Raw genomic sequence first — 20,766 nt, forward strand, 5'->3', positions numbered from 1 at the left:
ATGACCAACCGGATCGTCGTCTTCGGGGCCACCGGGTACACCGGTGGACTGGTGATCGACGCCCTCGTGCGGCGCGGGATTCGGCCAGTGTTGGCCGGACGGGGAACCGAACGTCTGGCCAGACTGGCCGAAGGATTCGGCGGACTGGAATACCGGGTTGCCGATGTCAGCGACCCCGCCAGTGTCCGCGCCCTGGTCGACGCGGGCGACGTCCTGGTCACGACCGTCGGTCCATTCGAACAGTTCGGCCACCCCGTCGCGCAGGCGGCGGTCGATGCCGGCGCCCACTACGTGGATTCCACCGGTGAGGTCGGCTTCGTTCGTACGCTGCGGGAGCGTCACGACGCTCGGGCCCGCGAGGCGGGAGCCGTGATCGCACCGGCGTTCGGCTATGACTACGTTCCGGGCGTGCTTGCCGGTGCGCTCGCCGCACGAGCCGGCGGTTCGGCGGTCCGCGCGATCGAGGTCGGCTATTTTGCCATCGGCTCGCTGCGCAACGGGCTGAGCCAGGGCACCCGGAAGACCATGGCCGAGGGGCTGATCCTGCCCGCGCCGGTGTGGCGGCACGGGCAGCTCGTCGACGAAACCACCGCGCGCCAGGTCCGCGAATTCCCGGTGCGCACGACGCGCAAGAAGGCGTTTCTGGTCTCGGGCACCGAGGTGCTCTTCCTGCCTTCGCAGCTGCCCCGACTTGACTCGGTGACGGTCTACAACGGCTGGTTTCCACAGCTGAGCCGCGCGATCCAACTTGTGTCGACGCTGGCGAACACCACCGCGAGACTTCCCTACGGCCGCAACCTTGTCGAAGCGCTGGCGGCGCGCACGGTCGGCGACAGCGGCGGTCCCGATACGGCCGAGCGGGCCCGCACGCTCAGTCACGTCGTCGCGGTGGCACGCGCCGCGTCGGGTGAGGCCGTCGCGGAGGTTCACCTGGAAGGACCCAGCCCCTACTCGTTGACCGGTGAGCTGATGGCCTGGGCTGCACACCAACTCGCCTCCGGGGCCGGTATCACACCCGGGGTTGTTGGTCCGGTTGACGCCTTCGGTCTCGACGAACTCGTCACCGGTTGTGCCGGCGCCGGTCTGGTGCAGGTCCGACTTGCCGGTTAGCCGCCCAGCACCGAGACGACCTTCTTGGCCGTAGCCTTGGCCGATCCCGGATTCTGGCCCGTGACCAGCCGCCCGTCGACGACGACGTGCGGGGCAAAGGGAATCAGCCCCTTGTTGTAAAGGGCGCCGCGCTTCTTGATTTCCGCCTCGGCGTTGTAGGGCACCAGCTTGTTGACCCGGGCCAGGACCTCCTCCGACCAGGCGAACCCGGTGAGCTTGCGCCCGGCAACCAAGAGGGATCCGTCCGACAGCCCGGTGTTGAGTAGGCCGCAGTAGCCGTGGCAGACCGAGGACACGACTCCCCCGCGCTCGAAGATCTCGCGCGTGATGCGTTGCAGGCCTTCGCTGTCCGGGAAGTCGTACATGACCGCGTGACCGCCGGTGAAGTAGATCGCGTCATAATTCGTCGAGTCGATCTCATCGGGTGAGGCGGTGCTGGCCAGCAGCGCCATCTTCGTATCGTCGGCCTTCCACGCCTTGGCGCTCTTGCCGAAACTGGGGAACTTCAACGAACGCGGCTCCAGCGGTGAAGTGCCGCCTTTCGGGCTGGCGATGGTCTGTTGGTAACCCGCTTCGGCGAAGATCTCGTAGGCGTGCGTCAGCTCGGAAAGCCACAGCCCGGTCGGCTCGGCGGGGTCGTCGTAATGGGCGACGTTGGAGACGACGTTGAGAATGCTCTTGGTCATCCTCCCAGGATTCCACCGAAAGTCCTGGGCGCCACCGAGCTGGCCACTTCTCACAACTAGTTGGCCATCCATCACCTGTTGTGTGCGGCCGGCCTAGCGCATGATGAGAGCAATCAGCCAGCTACGCCCAGGTGGGGTCGATGTGAGTACGCACGATGTTCTGCGCTCACCCGCAGGTGCGGCGCTGCTCGTCGACCTGGCGGCAGAGCATGGAATGTCGCACACCGACGCAGTGCGCGGCACACCGCTGACTCGGGAAGCACTCGATGACCTCGACGTCCAGGTCCGCCTTCGTGACGAACTCCAGATCATCAGCAACATCCTCGGCGCACTTCCTGACGTCCCCGGGTTGGGCGTCGAGGCCGGCGTGCGGTGCCATGCCGCATCACCCGGGATCTGGGGGTTGGCACTCATGAGCTCTGAGACATTGGGAGATGCGATGTCGGTCGGCATGTCACTGGCCGCACTGAGCTTCTGCCTGTGCCGGCTCAGCGCCGCCGCCGACCCGGAGGGAGATGCCGTCCGGTTGATTCTGGACCCTTCGGCCCTGCCCGTCGACTTACGCGCGTTCGCGGTCGAACGCGACAGCGTCGGGATTCAGACCTTGCAACGCGACCTGCTCATGGCGCCTGATGTCGAACTGCGGGTTGCCTACACGATGACACGGCCAGCAGAGGAAGTGGTGCAGAAATACATCGAGGTGTTCGGGCTCGAGCCCGAGTTTGATGCACCGCAGGACTGCCTCATCGCCGACCGGGAGTCGCTGGCCAAGCCGCTGCCGCAGGCGAATCAGTACGCCCGCTCGATGGCAGAGAAGCACGCCGTCGAACTGCTGCGGCAAAGGTCCGCACGTGCCGGCGTCGCGGGCCTGCTGCGCGACCTGATGTTGGCGAACCCGTCGCCGGCGCTGTCGCTCGACGACGCCGCGCGGCAACTGACGGTCAGCTCACGGACGCTTCGGCGGCACCTCGCTCTCGAAGGGGTGTCGTTGCGCGTATTGCAGGAAGAGGTACGTGAGGCGCTCGCCGAGGAACTGCTCGTCAGCGACGGACGTACCGTCGCGGAAATTGCTGAACGCCTTGGCTATTCGCAGGCGTCAAGTTTTACCCAGGCCTTCCGACGCTGGAAAGGTGTCGGCCCCCGCGAATACCGCCAGCGGGTGCGCACCCGATGACGACACTTGACCTGCAATCCAAAAGGTCGGCCGCGAGTCTGGTGGTGATGCTCGACTGGGCCGCTGAGCTCGGATTGACCTCAAAACACTGTCTCGCTGGTACCAGGACGACGCCGGCAGCCGTCCGGAGCCCTGCCGCCGAAGTCAGCGGACAACAAGAACTCAAGGCGATCGCGAATATAGTCTCCGCGCTCGGGGACCGGCCGGGGCTCGGCCTGCAGGTCGCGGCGAGATATCCGGTCACTGCCTTCGGGGTGTGGGGATTTGCCATCCTCACCAGCCCGACCCTGGGTGAGGCGATCGACGTCGCCGTGCGATTTGTGCGACTCAGCTACGCTTTCTGCGCCTTCGAAACACGTCAACATGGGGACGAACTTTCGATCGTCATCGATGCCCGTTCCGTGCCGGCGCCGGTGCGCAGGTTCGTCCTGGAACGCGACGCCGCAGCCATCCCGAACTTGTACCGCGAGATCTTCGGCGCGTCGCCACCACCGAGCCGTATCGCGTTCGCTCTCCCAGATCCGGGGCCAGACCTCCTGTTCTATGAAGAGATGTTCGGTGCGGCGCCTGAATTCGACCACGCAGAAACCTCCGTCACCCTCTGTGCGGAACAGTTGCACGTTCCACTCCCCCAGGCGAGCACCCACACCGCCAAACTCGCCGAGCAGCAATGTCGAATGCTGCTCGAGCAGCGCGAAGCGAGAACGGGCCGCGCCGGTTTGGTGCGTGATCTGTTGCTGGCCAACCCGACTCGGCCCCCGAGTCTGGCCCAAGTGGCGGATCGGCTGGTTACCAGCACCAGGACGCTGCGACGGCAACTGGAGGCGGAGGGAACCTCGTTCCGCCGGCTGCTCGACGAAGTGCGCCAACATCTGGGGACGGAATTACTCCGAAGCGGCATGACCGTCGAGCAGGTGTCGAACCGGCTGGGATACACCGACGTCAGCAATTTTTCGCACGCGTTCCAACGATGGAAGGGCGATAGCCCGCGGGCCTACTTAGCCCGGCGAAACACGTCCCTGTATACGCGACGAACCATGACCACGAAGAACAGGTAAGGAGAATCTGGATGTATGCCATAACACTCAACGGTTTTGGCGACCCGGAGGTGATGGAATGGTCGCAAGTCGACGACCTTCCCTCGCCGGGCCCTGGGGAAGTCGCCATCGATGTGGTGGCTGCGGGGGTGAACCGCGCCGATGTGATGCAACGGATGGGCCTGTACCCACCTCCGCCGGGTACCAGCGAGATCCCCGGACTCGAGGTGTCCGGTGTTATCGCTGAAGTCGGTGCAGGAGTGAAGGATTGGACTCCCGGCGACGCGGTGTGTGCGCTAATGGCTGGTGGCGGATACGCCGCACGAGTCAACGTGGCCGCCACCCAGGTGCTGCCGGTGCCGCAAGGCATCAGCGTCACTGCTGCGGCAGCCTTGCCGGAAGCCGCCGCGACGGTATGGTCCAACGTGGTGATGACCGGGGGCCTCAAGCGGGGCCAGACGTTGCTGATTCACGGCGGAGGCAGCGGAATCGGCACGCACGCAATACAAGTGGGCCGCGCGTTGGGCGCTCATGTGGCGGTGACCGCGGGAACGCAGTTCAAGTTGGATCGCTGCCGCGAACTTGGCTCACAGACTTTGATCAACTACCGCGAACAGGATTTCCCGGCTGTGGTCAACGCCGAGTACCCCGGCGCCAACGTCATTCTCGACATCATGGGCGGCAGCTACCTGGCCAAGAACCTGGAAGCACTTGCCGAGAACGGCCACCTGACGATCATCGGGTTACAAGGCGGTGCCACCGCGGAACTGAATCTCGGTGCACTGCTGTTCAAAAGGGGATCGGTGCACGCGACCAACCTGCGTCGGCGTCCCGAGCAAGGCCCAGGCTCCAAGGCCGAGATCGTCACCGAACTGCGGCAGCATCTGTGGCCGATGATCGCCGAGGGGGCCGTGGCGCCGGTCGTCGCAGCCGAAGTTCCGATCACCGATGCGGCCGAGGCGCATAAGCTGCTCGACTCCGCCGAGACGGTGGGAAAAGTTCTGTTGACCGTAGGCTGACCCTGACTTCGACCGGGCCACGCCCAGTGGTGAACGCATGCGCATCGATCACAAATGTATGAAAAGTGTCACCTGATCCGGACCAGTGCGGCAACACAGTCCTCCGAAAGATGTTGGCATACATCAAGTTCACACGTGACGGCGCCCTTGTCGCCAATTTATCCCGCTGTGTTCAGCGTTGACGTGTAGTAGGTGACACCGTTCATCGTTTGTCGATTGTCGATTGTCTGTGGGATCACCCCCAGCTCGTGGTCCGCGAGCAGTCGACCCATGGGAGTTGCGACCGATGTCCAGCCGCGCGCGTCGAGATACTCGCCGACGTCGTGGCGTTCGAGCTCGAACTCGATCACGGTGAAGTCGGGTTCGAAGCCGTGCTGGCGCCACTTGGCGGTCGCCGCGTGCATGCGTTCGCGGGCCGCGTCGGGGTCCATGTCGACCGTATTCGGGACGGCCTCGGTGCCGAGTCGACTGCCTGGCGCGCTGAGCGCGCTGACGGCGTCGAGCAGTTGGTCTTGGGCCTCGGGTGTCAGGTAGCCAAACAGACCCTCAGCGATCCACGCCGAAGGTTTGTTTGGCTCGAAGCCCGCCGCGTTCAGGACAGTCGGCCAGTCCTCGCGCAGGTCGATCGCGACCGGCCGGAAGTCGACTTTCGGTTCGGCGCCGATACTGGCCAGAGTCGTTGTCTTGAACTCGATGACCGCCGGTTGATCGATCTCGAACACCGTCATCCCTACGGGCCAGTCCAATCGATAGGCGCGGGTATCCAGGCCCGAGGCGAGAATGACGGCCTGGCGGATGCCCGCCGCGGCCGCATCAGCAGAGAATCCGTCAAAGTACCGCGTGCGTGCCGCGATGGATGCAGGCATCTGTGCCAGGCCCCACGTGCTGCCCTCCACGTCAACATCCGACGCGGACAGCTCACCGGTTGCCCAGCGGGTCAGAAAGGTCACGCCGACCGCGCGGACCAAGGGCTCCGCGTACGGATCGTCGATGTCACCATTTGTGGTCGCAATGGCCCGCGCCGCGGCCACCATCGTCGCCGTTGTTCCTACGCTCGTGGCGGGATCCCACGATCTTTTCTTAGGTGGCAATCTCAACCTCCGAAGTTGTTGGCTACGTAGAGCGTCGCCCTGGCCCTCGGTCTCGGGATGTACCGAACTCGCCGCTGCACGGCATCAAGCGCCGGTTTGGGGCTGGTGGGCCTCGGAGCGGTCGAGCCTACCTCAGTGCGCAGACACCGCTATGTGCAAGGATATTGCCCGTTGAGCACACAATTCACCGGTGGCGAGTAGGCACCGCTCAGCACGCCTCTGAAACCACCTGTGGCCGAACTGCCGGGCGCAATGGTGCGGTTCCAATTCGCGGGGGTGAGAACATAATGCGTGCCAGACTGCGTGATGGTGCCGTTCCACGTGTGCGAGACGGATTCTCCCGCCGGCATATCGAATTCCAGCTTCCAATCGTTTAGCGGCGCCATGCTCGAGTTGGTGACGGTGAAGTGGGCGATGAAACCGGTCTGCCACGAATGTGACACCGACAACGTCGCCGTGGCCGCAGCCGCATGAGCTACAGGCGCAATGGCGAGTCCGAGGATGACAACCATCAAGGCAGACACGACTGCGTGAAGCACTGTGCGCCAGCGCTTCACGCAATTGTCCAGTCCCGCCATACCAGCAACACTAAAGCCGAATAGGCGACAGTGGGCCTCGCAGCGCGGGTACGCTGCAGTACCTTTGCACAACCGAAACCGTCACGAAATCTAGCCACGATCCACCCTGAATTCCCCTCAGTCGCGCCGGGGGTGCGGATCAGCAAGGCGATCGGCAGCGTGGCGATCGCGAGGGTCGTTGTCTGCGCAACCGCGGCCGCCGTCGTGAAGTTCTCGAGGTGTGTGACGTGGAAGACCAAGTGCGGGACTGCGAATAGAAGGTAAGCGCCCAGTGCCGCTGGATGTCACGGCCGGCGCGGCGCTGCTGAATCTGGAACCGTGAGGTTGAGCTACTCGGATCAAGACGACGGGGTCAGCTCCGCGTGGACCGTGCGACCGAACTTGGACCGCATCAGCCGGTGCGCCGACGGGACCAGGACGCCATGCAGGAAGGGATATTTCCGCCGCAGCAGGCGGCCCACCTCCCGGTCCTCGTCCCCGTCGAGCAAGCGCACGACGCCAGGCTGCACGGGTCCCGTCGGCTTGCCCGACCCGGTGGACGGCCCGAATTCGACGCCCGGGTTACGCCGGACCCGGCGGATCTTGATCGCTTGCTCGAAGCTCCGAAAGTAGGCGCGATCACCGTCCACCACGATGCTCACCGGGCTCGAGCCTGGAGTGCCGTCCTTGCGAAAAGTGATCAGCCGGATCGTCTTCTGCCGCACGAATGGCGCCAACGTCCGGTCGGTGGCGGTGGGAACGCTCCCCAGGACGTAGCCCAGTTGGTATAGCCGCAGCACGAACGCCGCGACCAGCGCCACCGACACCGCACCGAGGGCCCAGGCTTGGGCGGCCGAACCTCCCAGGTCGAGGTCCATCACGTGGTTCACGGTATGCACCGTGTTGGCCACAATGAACCCCGCGAGTGCGACAGCCAGAGCGTCTGCCCAGATCAGGGCGAGCAGCAGCGTGATTCCCAGACCGATTTGGAACGCGCCGACGTCGTGCAGAAAGTGCTGGTGCTCGCCAAACCCGACGACACGGGCGAATGAGGGTGGATCGAGCACACACCAGATCCCGATCCCGAAGGTGACCGTCCCGACCAAAGCCGTCACCGCGATCAGGTATGCCCGCGCAATGGCACTCAAGCGCTGCATCATGCCGCCTCTCCCACAATGCTTGTCTGTTCCTCATTCCCTAGACGGGATAGGGCACCGACATGTGACATCGCTAGCGACGGCATCGACGGGCCGCCCAAATGTTGGTCGACGCCGACGATGTCGCCCCGCGGGCCAAGATCCCGACCGATGAATTACGGACACTCCGACAGTCAGACCTTCCAGACGAACAAATCGAGAGCAAAGGTGGATGCCATGTCCCCCGAAAAGACCGCGGCCCTGCCGCCGATCGTCGATCACCAAACCTGGCGCGCCGAGCTCGACAAACTGCGCAAACGCGAGAAGGCCGCCACCCGCGAACTGGATGCGATCGCCGCCCAGCGCCGCCGACTGCCGATGGTCGCGTTGCCCGACTACATTCTCATCGGCGCCGACGGGCCCATCCGACTGGTCGACGTGTTCGACGGTCGGTCCCAGCTCATCGTCTACCACCACATGTGGTCGGACGGCGCGGAATGGCAGTGCGGCGGCTGCACCGGCTTCACGTCGCAATTCACCCGATTGGAGTTTCTCGACAACTACGACGCCCGGTTCGTGATCGTGACCAACGGACCGATCGAGGAAGCACTCGCCTACAAGCGCAAGGTTGGCAATCACATGGACTGGTACTCGTCATCGCAGAGCCCGTTCGGTTCTGACATGGATGCGCCGCCCGGCGGCGGTTTCGGCGTCAACGTCTTCCTACGCGACGGCGACACCGTGTACCGCACGTGGCATACGAACGGGCGGGGCACCGAGCAACTCAGCCACACGTTTGCATTGATCGACGTGCTGCCGTGGGGCCGCCAAGAGGAATGGCTCGATTCGCCCGAAGGTTGGCCCTCGCGGCCCACCTATTCGGGGTGGCTCGACTCCCCCGCTATCGCAGCCGCCTACGGACGAAAGACAAACGAGGACAACACGTGAGCGCCCGCGAGGAACGTTACGTCGTCAGCCGTACCATCGCCGCGGCCCCGGCCGAGATCTTCGCTGTCCTCGCCGATCCATCGCGCCACCAGGACACCGAGCCCACCGACTGGGTCCGCGACCCCGTGGACCCCGCGCCGATCACCGGTGCGGGACAAATGTTCGCGATGAACATGTACCTCACCCGGGCGGGAGGTGACTACGTCACGCACAATCTGGTCAACGTGTTCGACGAGAACCGTGTCATCGGGTGGATGCCGGGCGTGCTCGACGACGCCGGCAATCATGTGCCCGGCGGGTGGTTCTGGCGTTACGACCTCGCCCCGAACGACCACCGCACGGACGTCACCCTCACTTACGACTGGAGCGGCACGCCGCAGCACTTCCGAGAACGCGTTGGCGAGATGCCCATTTTCACTGAGGATTACCTGGTCGCATCGCTGGCCGCTTTAGAGGGATGGGTCGCGGGCTGAACTAATGTTCCCACCGTCAAGAGGGCAGCAGCCGTTGGCGCAGTAGAGGTAGTCCCGGCCCATCGAGTGTGTCCAGCAGCGCGGTGCGGCCGCTGACGGCCATCATCAAGGCCGACGCACGACCGCGGATTTCGGCTCCCTTACGCCAGGAACGATCAATGTCGGTGGCGTGCACCGAGATGCTCCGCAGTCGGCCCGGCCGCACGAAGCCAAGGGGCCATGGCCCGGTCAGGAAATCCAGTGCAAGCCCGACGTGTTCGGGGTCGGGATCAAACGGGAGGCTGAGAGGAATCCTGATGTCGCCGCCGTGAATCAAGATATCGGTGAAGGGGGCCACCGGCCCGATCACCGGCGGGCTCAACGGGTAATCGGCGCACTCACGCAGGGTGGCAACGATCTCGGCGGCCGGCAACTGCGCACGACGGCGCGCGAGCTCATCGATCGCGCGGTCCAGGCTGCCGCGGCGCAGAGCCATCGTCATGGCGGGCGAGAATCCGTCAGCGACAGAGCAGGCGAGATGGGCTGCCACCGTCTTGACGTCCCAGCCGGCACACAGGCTTGGCGTTGCCAGCTGGGTATCGTCCAGCCCCTCGATCAGTGTCGCGATCTCGCGCCGCTCGTTCGCGATAGCGGCGAAGACACGCTCGCGGTCCACGCGCACGAGAAGACTCTATCGCTGGGACGCGACCTCTGTAGCGGCTAAGAAGGTTTAGCGCGCCTGGCGTGCATCGACGTTGATCGCTGGTGGCACGAATCCGACTGTGGGACTGAAGATTTGGCGTGCACTACGGGCGCCCCGCCGCAGCAGGACCGGCCCGGACTCGAATCTGCCGAGTCACCGGGCGGGAAAACTTCGTGTCGGCCGGCGGAGCGTCGCGGCCTTCGAGGGCAAACGGGCGCCGAGCGCACCTCATCGCAGGAATCGCTGTCGGACTGGCATCCTTATCTACTGAGATGCCGGCAATCCGCCGTATTGCGATCGGCAGCAGTTGTAGAGTCGGCGATAGAAAGAATTACCGAGGTGATCATCTCGCCGCATCTGGTCGACAAACACCACTTGTACAGGCCGAATCTTTGATGACACGTCACCGATCCAACGTAGGAGGCGATTCGGTGAATGGTGAAGGCCGCGACCGCACCCAGCGCGACATAGCCGATGCCGACCAGCAGTTGGTGACGTCAGGTGATGGGGAGGATGCTCCCCGGGGCGCACGGCTGACTCGCGAAGTGGTTTTGGATACCGCCATCGCGCTCGTTGACCGCGACGGTCTGCCGCAGCTGACGATGCGTCGGTTGGGGGCGGCCTGCGGCGTGGAGGCGATGGCGCTGTACCGCCACGTTCACAGCCGTGGTGACCTGCTCACCGGCATCATTGACCGCATCGTTGATCGCCTACACGCCGAACAACTCGCGGCCCGTCGTCAAGAGGACGGCTGGCAGGACTACTTGGTACGCCTGGCGCACGGGGTGCGCCAAATTGCACTTGAACACCCCCAGATATTCCCGCTGTTGGCCACGCATGCGCCCGAAGCGCCATGGGTCCGCCCGCCGCTGCGCAGCCTGCGCTGGATGGAAACCTTCCTCGAGACGCTGTTTTCCTACGGCTTCGACGACGATGCGGCGGTGGCCGCATACCGCGCCTACACCACGTTCCTGCTGGGTCAGTTGCTTTTGGAAGTGCACGCCCACGGCGCCGAACTACACCCGGATGAGGCCATTCTCGACGGCGAGCCGCCGCGTCGGCATCTCACGGGCTACCCGTGCCTGCAGCGGTTACAACCGATGTTGTCCGAGGATCACAGCACCGCAGAGTTCGAAGAAGGACTCGAGTCGTTGCTCGACCGGATCGAAGTTCTGGTGGCCCGTCGCTAGTACGGGCGCTGCCCGGCGATGGCCGACCAATCGCGCCCACCTGTTTACAACGTAAGCGGTGCTGTTTACGCTGTAAACGACACGGCGTGCTCGTCAGCAACCAGCAACGCGACTCTGTTCGTTGCGGCCTAACGATGCACTGCGTTCCGGTCAGGCCCGAAACGACGAGGAATACGAAACGTGCGCGTGCATTTGGTCGCTGGATTTTTAGGTATTGCGCTGGCATCGGTGCTGCCGTCTGCCGCGGTTCCCCTCGCCGTTGCCCGGGGATGTCCCGATGTGGAGGTGGTGTTCGCGCGCGGTACGGGTGAGCCACCGGGCGTGGGCCCGACGGGACAGGCGTTCGTTGACGCTATGCGCTCGCGGGTGCCCGCCAAGTCGTTCGATGTGTACCCGGTCAACTACCCCGCCAGCGACCAGTGGGACACCGGCCTCGAGGGCATCAAAGACGCTGGCGCTCATGTGGTTTCCACGGCCAACGGATGCCCCAGGACCAAGATGGTGCTCGGAGGCTATTCCCAGGGCGCGGCCGTGATGGGATTTGTCACCTCGGATGCGGTGCCCGACGGCGTTGATCCCGCCACCGTGCCGAAACCATTAGCGCCTGATGTGGCCGACCACGTTTCCGCGGTGGTGCTGTTCGGAATGCCCAATGTGCGGGCCATGAACTTCCTGGGCCAGCCACCGGTGGTCATCGGACCGACATATGCGGCCAAGACCATCAAAGTGTGCGTTCCCGAGGACCCAGTGTGCTCTGACGGTCTCAATTTCGCCGCGCACAACACCTATGCAGACAACAGCAGCATGATTGACCAGGGCGCAAATTTCGCCGCCGGCCGGCTCAATCAAGGTGCCGACAACTCCCCGGTACCAGGGCCAGAGCCTAATACCCCACCCGCGCCGGGTGACTGGTCTGGAAACCCCACCGCCTGATGGCGCGGGATCAGGATTGGCTCTGCACGCAGCCACAAGCAGCACTGGTGACCCCGGCTGCTGGCCTGGCGTCGTTCGAGCATCTCGGCTGGAAGTTCCAGGACCGCACGGACTTCCACGCCCGCGCTGCGCAGTACATCGCCGAGGGGCTCGCTCACGATTACTGGACTGAATTCGTCGGGCACGGTAGCCGCGAGCAATTGTGGGCGGAATTGACAGAGCTGACCGGTATCGCCGACCGGCTTAAGGCCGGCGGTGTCGGCGTGACACCAGCATCGAAGTTCTACGCGGTCTTAGACGGCACCGACATTGTGGACCCGCATACCGCAGTAGCCATCAGCGTCGCGGCCCTCGATCGCGCAATCCAAAATGGTTACAACGGCTTTCGTGTGGTCGTCGACGCTACGACACTGGCCCATCGACCCGACCAACGAGCCGCGCTGTCGCATTTTGAGTTTCTCCTCTCCCGCACGATGGCAGGTCTCCCCTTCTCGGCGCTGTGCGCCTACGACACCCACCAGCTGCCAGCCGCCGACGAGCTCATTTGCCTTCACCCCGATGTCGGTGAGCGTGCGCCACGTTTCCGGCTGCACCCCGCACCGCAGGCAACATTCGCGCTAACCGGAAACATCGACTTACACAGCGACGGGCTCTACACCACCGCATTGCAACGCATTTGGTCGCTGCTCGTCGATGACCCACTGATCATCGACGCGCAAGACCTGGAGTTCATCAGTCACCAGCAGCTGTACACCCTCGATCACTACGCGCGCACCGACGGCCGCACTGTGATCCTGCGGACCGGCCAACGAATCCCCACCCGGCTGCTCGACGTGCTTCACCTGACGAACGTGGAATTGCAGCCAGCACCGCCCCACAGCGCAACGCAAGCGACCACCCCCTCCGGCGACCAGATCACCTACGCAGGGTCTGCGGGATGAACCTGGGGACGACGACGCGGGTTCAGGATGCCAGACCGTAAGGAAACCCCCGATATGGGGGCATCGCCATCACCGCCGCCGTCGCGTGCCGAGCCCACCACGGTATTTACCGGCTTAGCCGACATCGTCTACCAAGGCTCAACGCCCGCAGAGATTTACGCGGCGATCTGCATCGCAGCCACACTCATGGTGCCGGGCTGCGACCATGCCAGCGTGATGTTGCGCGACAACCACATCGCCACGACGGCGGCAGCCAGCGACAGCGTCGCCCGAAAGATCGACAAGCTCGAGCAAGCGCTCGGCGAGGGTCCATGTCTGGATGCCATCTCGGAGGAAACCCCACAAATCGATCCGGATCTCCGCGCCGGCAGTCAGTGGCCCGCTCTGGCCGCCCGGGTCCTCACCGAAACACCGGCGCACGGAATCATGGGCTTTCGCCTGCTTGTCGGGCCCCACAAAGTCGGTGCGCTAAACCTGTTCTCCGACAGCCCCAATGCCTTCGACACGGTGGCCGTCGAACGCGCAATCCTTTTGGCCGCTTTCGCCGGCGTCGCCGCCAACGCCGTAGCTCAAGGTGAGGACGCAGCGACATTGCAACGCGGCCTTGCCAGCAACCGCGAAATCGGAAAAGCCATCGGCATGCTCATGGCGATCAACGACCTGACCGAAGCCGAGGCCTTCGACACGTTGCGACGCGTCTCCCAAGAGGCCAACATCAAGCTCGTCGACGTCGCCGCCGCAACCGTGAAACGTCACAGCAACAGGGCCGCGGGCGAGATCTAGACGTGGTCGGCCTCCCAACTACGCACGACAGGTCTCGCGAAGAACCACGGTTGACATGGGCCGCCACCGCCACGTCCTTGTCCGTGCTGCTGATCGAGGACGATCGCGCCGACGCGCTACTCGTGGAAGACCTCATCGATGAGGCCGTCAGCGGCATACAGGTGGTGTGGGCGCAGTCGATGGCACACGCCGAGGTCGAGTTGGCCTCGGCCCGGCCCGACTGCGTGCTGCTGGACCTGCACCTGCCAGACGCCAGCGGAATGGACGCTCTCGACCGCATCATCAAACGTGATGCCACGGTCCCGATCATTGTGCTGACGGGGCTGAACGATGAGGATTTCGGAGCTTCGGCGGTGGCGGCCGGCGCCCAGGACTTCCTGGTCAAGGGTCGCGTCCGACCCGACATGCTGCGCCGTGCGCTCCTGTACGCGATCGAACGCAAGCGCGCTGAGTTGATGGCCGTCGACCTGCATGCCACCCAACTGCGGGCCCGGGAGAACGCCATCCTCGAACGGGGCCTGTTGGCCTCGCCGCTGTTGCTGGACAACCCGGGCGTCGACGTCATCGCCCGGTACCGGCCCAGCCGCGAGGACGCGCTGCTGTGCGGAGATTTCTATGACGTCGTCCAAACAGCTGACCGCACCGTGCATGTCCTGATCGGTGAGGTCGCCGAGCACGGCCCCCACGAGGCGCCACTGGGTGCGGCATTGCGGATCGCGTTTCGTGCGCTCACCCTCGCCGGCGTGCACGAAGTGACGAGAATGCACCACCTCGAGCGGGTGCTGCGTTCGGAACGAACCGGCTCAGGGATCTGCGCCACCGCGCTCACCCTGCAAATCTCCCCCGACGGCCATCTCAAAGCGATCCGTGCCGGGCATCCCGGGATGTTGTTACACGGCGGCGGCACCGTGGAATGGATCATGCCTCCGGCCGGCCCAGCGCTGGGTCTACGCGCCGACGTCTGGCCACAACACGACCTGGAACTGCCGGATGGTCATGGTCTGGTGTTGGTGACCGACGGACTCTTTCAAGGGTTTTCAAGCAACAGCAGCCAATCCCTGGACGAGGACGGCCTGCTCGCACTGGCCCGTTCCCACGCACATCTGTCGGGCGCAAAATTCGTCGACGCGCTCATCGACAGTGCCCAAAAGCTGGCCCGGCCATACGGCGGGTTTACCGATGACATCGCCGTGCTGCGCCTCGAACGGTCCGCCAGATGACCATGAGCGCCGCGCCCGCCGGGCGCAATCACGCGCGGGCCTCAGCGGTTTCCAGAACCTCAGACCGCTATTGCCGAACAATTGCCTGTTTCGGGTGAATGGCGTCTGGGCACTCGCAGGCATGAGCTCGCTACGATCCCTTCGTTTTCTCGCTACTGCGGTAGTAACAGCCTCGGCGGCGCTGTTGAGCGCGCCCGTCCCGGCGGCCTCCGCCGAGCCGTGTCCCGACGTCGACGTGGTCTTTGCCCGCGGCACCGGCGAACCACCCGGTGTCGGCGGGGTCGGTCAGGCGTTCGTCGATGCGCTCAGGTCACGAGTCGGCGGCAAGTCGGTGGGTGTTTCCCCGGTCAACTACGAGGCGAGCGGCGACTTCAACGGAGGCATCGCCTTCGCCCGAACCTTTGTGGACGGAATCAAGGACGCGGGCGGCCATATCGAATCCACGGCGTCAAGCTGCCCCAACACCAAAACGGTGCTCGGCGGGTATTCCCAAGGCGCCGCCGTGGCCGGGTTCGTCACCTCCCCCGCCGTGCCCAAGGAAGTACCACAAGAATTCGTGTCCTACGTGCCGCAGCCGCTGCCGCGGGCGGTCGCTGATCACGTGGCCGCGGTGGTCCTCTTCGGAACACCGTCCAACGAGTTCCTGCGCGGTGCCGGCGCCCCGCCCATCACGATCGGTCCGCTATACGCGAACAAGACCATTCAGTTGTGCGCCACCGATGACACCATCTGCAATGGCGCCCCTCCGGGACCTCCTGGCATCGCGCACACCATGTACGCGGCGAACGGCATGGTCGACCAGGGCGCGGATTTTGCTGCGCAACGTCTTTAGGCGCCTGATGCCCGGTCACCACAGTAGATTGGACGGGTCGATCAACAGATAGTCACTGTCCGATGTTTCGACATCACTGCGGCCGGGCATCGCGGCTGTCGCCCAGGATTGCGGCACCGACAGTGCCCCCACCGAGCTCGAGCGACCTGACCGCGCGGTTGCCGAGGCGGTAGCGCCACCGGCTTGGCTCGAGAGTGGCGACAACGCCGCGGCCCTACTCAATGACGCTGTCTTGTTAAGCGAATTCAGGTGGTTTATCGCGAAGTCGGTGGGAGCGGATAGTGAACCCAGTTTTGACAGCGGTGACGTCACTGCGGACAGGCATGCGTCGACTGTCATGATCGGTGAACGAGACAGTGACCGCAGCGCTCGAGGAATCACGGGCATCACGTGGCCGCCAGCGGATACGACTTGCGGCGCGGCGATCAGGCTCCACGCGGTTTCGGCGATCGCGGGAGCGTGCTGGCCGGATCCCGCGGTAGGCGGCGAGTCGAAGGGTGTCAGAGCTGACGAGGCTTCAGAGGCTGCGGCATAGGCGTACATGGCGTCGACGTCGTGGGCCCACATCCGTTCGTAGGCAGCGTCTGTGTCCGCGATTGCCGGGCCATTTTGGGCCAGGCAATTCGCCGTCACGAGCGCCATCCGCAGCGCGCGGTTGGCGTCGATCCCCGACGGCGGCACCACCGACGCTAACGCGGACTCGAAGGCGTCGACGGATGCTTTCGCTTGTCGCGCGGCCTGTTGCGCCCGTGCAGCAACGGCATTGAGCCATGGGGTATAGGACACCACCGCCCCGGCGACCGCCATCGACGCGCGGTCCTGCCGTGCCTGGAATAGCATCGACGCCACCGAGCGATACCTCTCCGCGATGTCGTACAACTGCGCCGCCGTTTCGTCCCACGCCTCAGCCGCCAGGCTCATCGAGGCCGAGCCGGGACCTGAATGCAGTCGGCCGGAATGGATTTCCGGTGGCAGTTCGCCGAGACTCACTGATCACTCACTTCAGGCGCGTCACCTAACGACGGCCGAGCGCGATGCGCCTGTCCGCTCAAGCGAATAGGTCGTCGGCGCCACGAATGCCTTATCGAGCGTGAGGCTGCGTTCGGCCTTCGGATACCAGCCTTGGCGTGCGTATTGGCTGGTGTGCAGGTAGCACTGGACACGCACCTCGGCGCTGCCGGGCGTGAAGGTGAGCAGCCTGCTGATCGGAAGTGTGGTGATGGGCATATGGTGGCGACTCAGTGACGCGACGTTGAGAAACCATGTGCCCCAGCGTTGTTCGATGTGGGTTTTACCGCCATAGTTGTCGTCGGGGTGGGTGTGGGTGTGCCCGGCGATCCACAGGTGGACGCGGCCGGGATGTTCATTGAGGAAGTCTTCGAACGCCCCGGAGTCTGGTTTGCTGTCCACCCAGTACAGATAGGACGCCGCGTGTGGGGTTCCGAGTTCGAAGGGGCGGTGGTAGTGCTCCAGCAGCTGCCCGTCGGGCCCTTTGCGAACGCCTTCCCACTCCCCGGAGGCCACGGTGGTGTCCTTGAGGACGTAATGGTGGACGACGATGATGATCGAGTCGGGATTGGTCAGCACCATGTGTTTCCACCAGCGGAAGGCTTTGCCGCTGACGACGCCGCCCGGGTTGCCGCCGAGCGGGCCCCGCCCCACGGTCTGGCTGGGTTCGTTGCGGTCGCTGAGCATGAGGAACAAGAGGTTGCCCACCCGGAAGGAATAGTGGTCCCACTCGCCCTCGACTGGATAAGGTCGCGCGTTGGCGTCGACTCCGGAGAATTCGGTGTGCTGTCCAAGGGGATCCACCCACTTCTGCCACCACCATGCCTCGGGCTCGTGTAGGCCGCTGCGGTCGTGATTGCCGCAGACGCTGTAAATGGCCTCGCGTCGGTGGCGACGCAGGCTCGCGAACTGGCGGCGAAGTTCGGATCCCTCGGCGTCGTCGGGAAGATGGTGATGGGCCCCGGACATGTCGCCGACGTCGACGGCGATATCCCACTCGAACGGCGGCCCACCTTCGGATCCGCCGGACTCCGAATGCGTGATCGCCTCGGCGAGGCTCTGTCTTCCGAAGCGTTTGTCCGTCCCGACGTGCGCATCACCGAATGTCCAAAGACGAAAGGCGTTGTCCGGCACGCGATGATCGTGGCAGTCCTCCGACATGAGGCTCCTTGTCTGAGTGGATGGTCGAGTCATTCAGCATTGGTCTCGATCAGTCCCCAATACCGGCGGATACGCTGATCGGCCGCGTCGAAGACGGCGTCGATGGCGATGCCGATCAGAAGGATCACGATCATGACGGCAATCGCCGACGGCATATCGCTGAGGTTCTGAGCGTTTTCCAACAGCACCCCGATCGACGCGGTGTCGCTGATCAGCACCACCAATTCGCCGGCCATCAAGCTACGCCAGGCGAACGCCCACCCCTGCCGCAGACCGCTGACGAACATCGGTAGCGAGGCGGGCAGAATCACATGCCGGTATAGCCCGAACCCGTGCAATCCCAGGTTTTTTGCCACTCGCAGTTGCAGCGGCGGGATTTGGCGGGCTCCGGCGAGCACCCCGGTGGCCACCGACGGCGCGGCGCCGATGACGACGACGAACAGGATCGCAGACGTGTGCAGCCCGAAGAAGATGATGGCGAAGGGAAACCAGGCGATGGCCGGCATGGTCTGCAGACCGGTGATCACCGGCCCGAAGGCCATGCGCAGCAGTCGGTTTTGTGCGATCACCGCGCCGAGGAGCGACCCGATGAGCAATGCCAGCGCGAAGCCGGCCAGCGCCCGGCACATCGTGATCCCGATCGCGTCCCAAAGCACGGCCTCATGCAGGCGCTGCCAGAGGTTGGCTGCGACGGTTCCCGGGCCGGGCAGCACGAAGGACGGCTTCCAGCCACTGAGGTAGACGAGCTGCCAGATCAGCAGAACCATCGCGACGGCAAAGACTTTCGCCCGTACGGCCGCCAGCACCGACGTGATCCGAACTCGGTTCTGGTGCGGCGCTTGGGGCGTCAGCGCAGGTCGGTGACTCTTGGCAGAGAGATCACTGTCAAGCACCGCCACGGTTTCCCTCGTTTCGTAGCTGGGTGGAGATGCGGGAGGCCAATTCGGCAACGGCCGGGTGGTGGACTCTGTGGCGGCGCCCCACCGGGACCGCGAACTCGTCGACGATGCGACCGGGCCGCGGGCTGAGCAATACGACACGGTCGGCGAGTCGCACTGCCTCGCGAACGTTGTGCGTAACAAACACAACGGTCAGCCCGCGTTCGTCAACGATGCGCTCGAGCTCTTCGTGCAGGCGATCACGGGTCAGGGCATCCAGCGCCCCGAACGGCTCGTCCATCAGCAAGACGTCCGCATCTTGGGCGAGCGCACGCGCCAATGCGACGCGCTGCTGCATGCCGCCGGACAGCTGATGAGGACGCTTGTCGGCGAAGTCAGCCAAGCCGACCGTCTGCAACAAGTGAGTAGTCCGCCGGCGGCGTTCCGGGCGTGGCACCGAGCGCGCCCGCAAGGCCAACTCCACGTTGGCGGCCGACGTCAGCCATGGGAACAGCGCCGGTTCCTGGAACATCAAGGCCACCCGTTGCCCATCGGTGCTGAGCTCGCCGGTGGACGGTTGGTCCATCCCTGCGATCAGCGACAGCAGTGAGCTCTTACCGCAGCCGGATGCTCCTACAACGCAGACGAATTCACCGGCGTTCACCGTCAAGGTGATGCGATCGAGGGCCGTGACGGCCGAGGGGCCCCGGCCGTACTGCTTGGTCACGTCCGTGAGCCGCACGGCGCGTAGCGAATGTGGGTTGGCTTCGGGCCGTGAACCGGTGAGGTGATCAGACTGAACGTAGTGGATCACGGGTCACCTGGGGCTTGCCGGCTCGGCGAGCACTTTGTTGAGTGGTCCCGGCTCGTACAGGCCGCTGATATCGAGCGGCTTCAGCAGCCCTATGGACACGGCCTTAGCGACCTGGTCGCGCAGTGAGGCCATTCCGGGATCGTTGGTGTAGGTGGTTTCCTCGAAGGAGGCCGCGAGTACGTCCGGTTCAAGCCCCTTGCCGAGATCTTTCGCCAGAGCGGCATTAGCCGATTGCGCCGCGCCACTGCGGTCAGCGGCGATACGGTCGGTCGCCTCGGCCTGGGCGCGCAGCAGTCCGGCGACCGCGTCAGGATGGGCCGCAAGGAATTCTTGGCGGACAACCAGGACGGTGATGGTGTTCGGGTCCGACCACAGTCGCACCCCGCCGGCCTTGATCATCTGCACATCAAATGGCGCGGAGTCGATGGCGCCGGCGATTTGGTCGGTGAGGAATTGTTGCACGATGGCCGATTCCGGGCTGGTCGGTTTGACCGAAACATCGCCCCCTCCTTGGATATTCGTCTTCAAACCGTTGTGGGCGAGCCAGTCGCGGAGGCTGACGTCCTGGGTGCCGCCGAGCGCGGGGTCCGCGACGGTCTTGCCTTTGAGGTCTGCGGCCGTCTTGATGTCGGGTTTGACGACCATCGAGGTACCTCCGCTGGCCGCGCCGGAGATGATCTTGATCGCTTTCCCTCCCGACTTCTGCCAGGCGTTGAAGGCGGGATTCGGGCCGACGTAGGCGGCGTCAAGTTGGCCCGACAGCAGCGCGGTCACTTCCTCGGTGCCTCGACTGAAAGGTTTTGCGGTGAAGTTGACTTGGGGTCCGAGTTGCTTGGTGAAGAAGCCGTCGTGGACAGCCACCAGTGCCGAGGCGTGCGTGATGCGCGGCAGATAGCCCAGGCGCAGCGATACGGCGGAGGCGGTCGGCGACGCGCCCTGGCTTGAGCACCCGGACAGCGCGGCGGCGGTCGCTGACGCGGCGATCAGCGCGATGAGCTTGCTGCCGGATCGGTGCAGTGACATGGTTCCTCGAATCGAAATGGATGAGAACTGGCGGATTGGGCCGAGGCTGGCAACGAGAGTTGCTGCCGTA

Annotated in this window: 22 protein-coding genes; 12 read left to right on the plus strand and 10 right to left on the minus strand. The window is 64.5% G+C overall.

The genetic code is table 11. The annotated features are described in order from the left end of the window. A complete protein-coding gene (locus tag AC0KTM_RS09990) occupies positions 1 to 1,110 on the plus strand; it encodes a saccharopine dehydrogenase family protein (protein WP_238955770.1) in 1,110 nt (369 codons plus the stop codon). Here the strand turns inward: AC0KTM_RS09990 and AC0KTM_RS09995 are convergent. After that, positions 1,107 to 1,796: a type 1 glutamine amidotransferase domain-containing protein gene (locus AC0KTM_RS09995; RefSeq protein WP_238955771.1), complete on the minus strand. Its 690-nt coding sequence runs from the start codon at positions 1,794 to 1,796 to the stop codon at positions 1,107 to 1,109. The two genes, AC0KTM_RS09990 and AC0KTM_RS09995, sit on opposite strands and share 4 nt — an antisense overlap. A 214-nt stretch (positions 1,797 to 2,010) precedes the next feature. Between AC0KTM_RS09995 and AC0KTM_RS10000 the strand changes: the two genes are divergently transcribed. From AC0KTM_RS10000 to AC0KTM_RS10010, 3 genes are read left to right on the plus strand one after another with little or no spacing between them, the layout of a single operon-like run. Then, the gene (locus tag AC0KTM_RS10000; RefSeq protein ID WP_275254296.1) at positions 2,011 to 2,970 is read left to right on the plus strand and encodes an AraC family transcriptional regulator; all 960 of its coding nucleotides are present in this window, start codon (positions 2,011 to 2,013) and stop codon (positions 2,968 to 2,970) included. Then, a complete protein-coding gene (locus AC0KTM_RS10005) occupies positions 2,967 to 4,028 on the plus strand; it encodes an AraC family transcriptional regulator (RefSeq protein WP_472408510.1) in 1,062 nt (353 codons plus the stop codon). The genes AC0KTM_RS10000 and AC0KTM_RS10005 overlap by 4 nt, the downstream gene beginning before the upstream one ends. A gap of 11 nt (positions 4,029 to 4,039) precedes the next feature. Further along, complete coding sequence (locus AC0KTM_RS10010; protein WP_238955773.1) at positions 4,040 to 5,026, plus strand: NAD(P)H-quinone oxidoreductase; 987 nt, start codon at positions 4,040 to 4,042, stop codon at positions 5,024 to 5,026. A gap of 158 nt (positions 5,027 to 5,184) precedes the next feature. On the opposite strand, the gene AC0KTM_RS10015 is transcribed toward AC0KTM_RS10010, so the two are convergent. The 3 genes from AC0KTM_RS10015 to AC0KTM_RS10025 form a co-directional block, all read right to left on the minus strand. After that, positions 5,185 to 6,060 carry an SAM-dependent methyltransferase gene (locus tag AC0KTM_RS10015; RefSeq protein WP_238955774.1) on the minus strand — a complete coding sequence of 292 codons (876 nt, stop codon included), beginning with the start codon at positions 6,058 to 6,060 and terminating at the stop codon, positions 5,185 to 5,187. Between the two features lie 206 nt (positions 6,061 to 6,266). Next, the gene (locus tag AC0KTM_RS10020; RefSeq protein ID WP_238955775.1) at positions 6,267 to 6,695 is read right to left on the minus strand and encodes a cellulose-binding domain-containing protein; all 429 of its coding nucleotides are present in this window, start codon (positions 6,693 to 6,695) and stop codon (positions 6,267 to 6,269) included. Positions 6,696 to 7,033: 338 nt separating this feature from the next. Further along, complete coding sequence (locus tag AC0KTM_RS10025) at positions 7,034 to 7,834, minus strand: PPOX class F420-dependent oxidoreductase (protein WP_308193053.1); 801 nt, start codon at positions 7,832 to 7,834, stop codon at positions 7,034 to 7,036. A 213-nt stretch (positions 7,835 to 8,047) separates the two neighbouring features. Between AC0KTM_RS10025 and AC0KTM_RS10030 the strand changes: the two genes are divergently transcribed. Both AC0KTM_RS10030 and AC0KTM_RS10035 read left to right on the plus strand, forming a co-directional pair. Then, complete coding sequence (locus tag AC0KTM_RS10030) at positions 8,048 to 8,758, plus strand: DUF899 domain-containing protein (RefSeq protein ID WP_238955777.1); 711 nt, start codon at positions 8,048 to 8,050, stop codon at positions 8,756 to 8,758. Beyond that, entirely contained in the window at positions 8,755 to 9,231 is a 477-nt protein-coding gene (locus AC0KTM_RS10035; RefSeq protein ID WP_472415501.1) for an SRPBCC family protein, read from the plus strand. The genes AC0KTM_RS10030 and AC0KTM_RS10035 overlap by 4 nt, the downstream gene beginning before the upstream one ends. Positions 9,232 to 9,247: 16 nt before the next feature. Here the strand turns inward: AC0KTM_RS10035 and AC0KTM_RS10040 are convergent, their stop codons facing one another. Continuing rightward, the gene (locus AC0KTM_RS10040; protein WP_472417437.1) at positions 9,248 to 9,886 is read right to left on the minus strand and encodes a maleylpyruvate isomerase family mycothiol-dependent enzyme; all 639 of its coding nucleotides are present in this window, start codon (positions 9,884 to 9,886) and stop codon (positions 9,248 to 9,250) included. 458 nt (positions 9,887 to 10,344) lie between these two features. On the opposite strand from AC0KTM_RS10040, the gene AC0KTM_RS10045 reads away from it, so the two are divergent. The 6 genes from AC0KTM_RS10045 (at position 10,345) to AC0KTM_RS10070 (ending at position 15,812) form a co-directional block, all read left to right on the plus strand. Then, positions 10,345 to 11,103, plus strand: a complete 759-nt coding sequence (locus AC0KTM_RS10045) for a TetR/AcrR family transcriptional regulator C-terminal domain-containing protein (RefSeq protein WP_238957275.1) — start codon at positions 10,345 to 10,347, stop codon at positions 11,101 to 11,103. A 186-nt stretch (positions 11,104 to 11,289) separates the two neighbouring features. Next, positions 11,290 to 12,036: a cutinase family protein gene (locus AC0KTM_RS10050; RefSeq protein ID WP_308193078.1), complete on the plus strand. Its 747-nt coding sequence runs from the start codon at positions 11,290 to 11,292 to the stop codon at positions 12,034 to 12,036. Beyond that, the gene (locus tag AC0KTM_RS10055; protein WP_238955780.1) at positions 12,036 to 12,977 is read left to right on the plus strand and encodes an MEDS domain-containing protein; all 942 of its coding nucleotides are present in this window, start codon (positions 12,036 to 12,038) and stop codon (positions 12,975 to 12,977) included. Before AC0KTM_RS10050 ends, AC0KTM_RS10055 begins: the two co-directional genes overlap by 1 nt. Positions 12,978 to 13,004: 27 nt before the next feature. Then, positions 13,005 to 13,760: a GAF and ANTAR domain-containing protein gene (locus tag AC0KTM_RS10060; protein WP_238955781.1), complete on the plus strand. Its 756-nt coding sequence runs from the start codon at positions 13,005 to 13,007 to the stop codon at positions 13,758 to 13,760. Between the two features lie 77 nt (positions 13,761 to 13,837). After that, entirely contained in the window at positions 13,838 to 14,980 is a 1,143-nt protein-coding gene (locus AC0KTM_RS10065; RefSeq protein ID WP_238957277.1) for a PP2C family protein-serine/threonine phosphatase, read from the plus strand. A 121-nt stretch (positions 14,981 to 15,101) separates the two neighbouring features. After that, positions 15,102 to 15,812: a cutinase family protein gene (locus tag AC0KTM_RS10070; protein WP_238955782.1), complete on the plus strand. Its 711-nt coding sequence runs from the start codon at positions 15,102 to 15,104 to the stop codon at positions 15,810 to 15,812. 15 nt (positions 15,813 to 15,827) lie between these two features. Here AC0KTM_RS10070 and AC0KTM_RS10075 read toward each other — a convergent pair whose 3' ends face one another. The 5 genes from AC0KTM_RS10075 to AC0KTM_RS10095 form a co-directional block, all read right to left on the minus strand. After that, a complete protein-coding gene (locus tag AC0KTM_RS10075; protein ID WP_238955783.1) occupies positions 15,828 to 16,802 on the minus strand; it encodes a PPE family protein in 975 nt (324 codons plus the stop codon). A gap of 21 nt (positions 16,803 to 16,823) precedes the next feature. Then, positions 16,824 to 17,981 carry a hypothetical protein gene (locus AC0KTM_RS10080; protein WP_238955784.1) on the minus strand — a complete coding sequence of 386 codons (1,158 nt, stop codon included), beginning with the start codon at positions 17,979 to 17,981 and terminating at the stop codon, positions 16,824 to 16,826. A 29-nt stretch (positions 17,982 to 18,010) separates the two neighbouring features. Continuing rightward, positions 18,011 to 18,748 carry an ABC transporter permease gene (locus tag AC0KTM_RS10085; protein WP_275254299.1) on the minus strand — a complete coding sequence of 246 codons (738 nt, stop codon included), beginning with the start codon at positions 18,746 to 18,748 and terminating at the stop codon, positions 18,011 to 18,013. 118 nt (positions 18,749 to 18,866) lie between these two features. Next, positions 18,867 to 19,601: an ABC transporter ATP-binding protein gene (locus tag AC0KTM_RS10090; protein ID WP_238955786.1), complete on the minus strand. Its 735-nt coding sequence runs from the start codon at positions 19,599 to 19,601 to the stop codon at positions 18,867 to 18,869. Positions 19,602 to 19,676: 75 nt separating this feature from the next. Next, a complete protein-coding gene (locus AC0KTM_RS10095) occupies positions 19,677 to 20,696 on the minus strand; it encodes an ABC transporter substrate-binding protein (RefSeq protein WP_238955787.1) in 1,020 nt (339 codons plus the stop codon). Positions 20,697 to 20,766: the final 70 nt, after the last annotated feature.

It is taken from the genome of Mycobacterium sp. NTMscope_Eco_3, assembly GCF_976985685.1.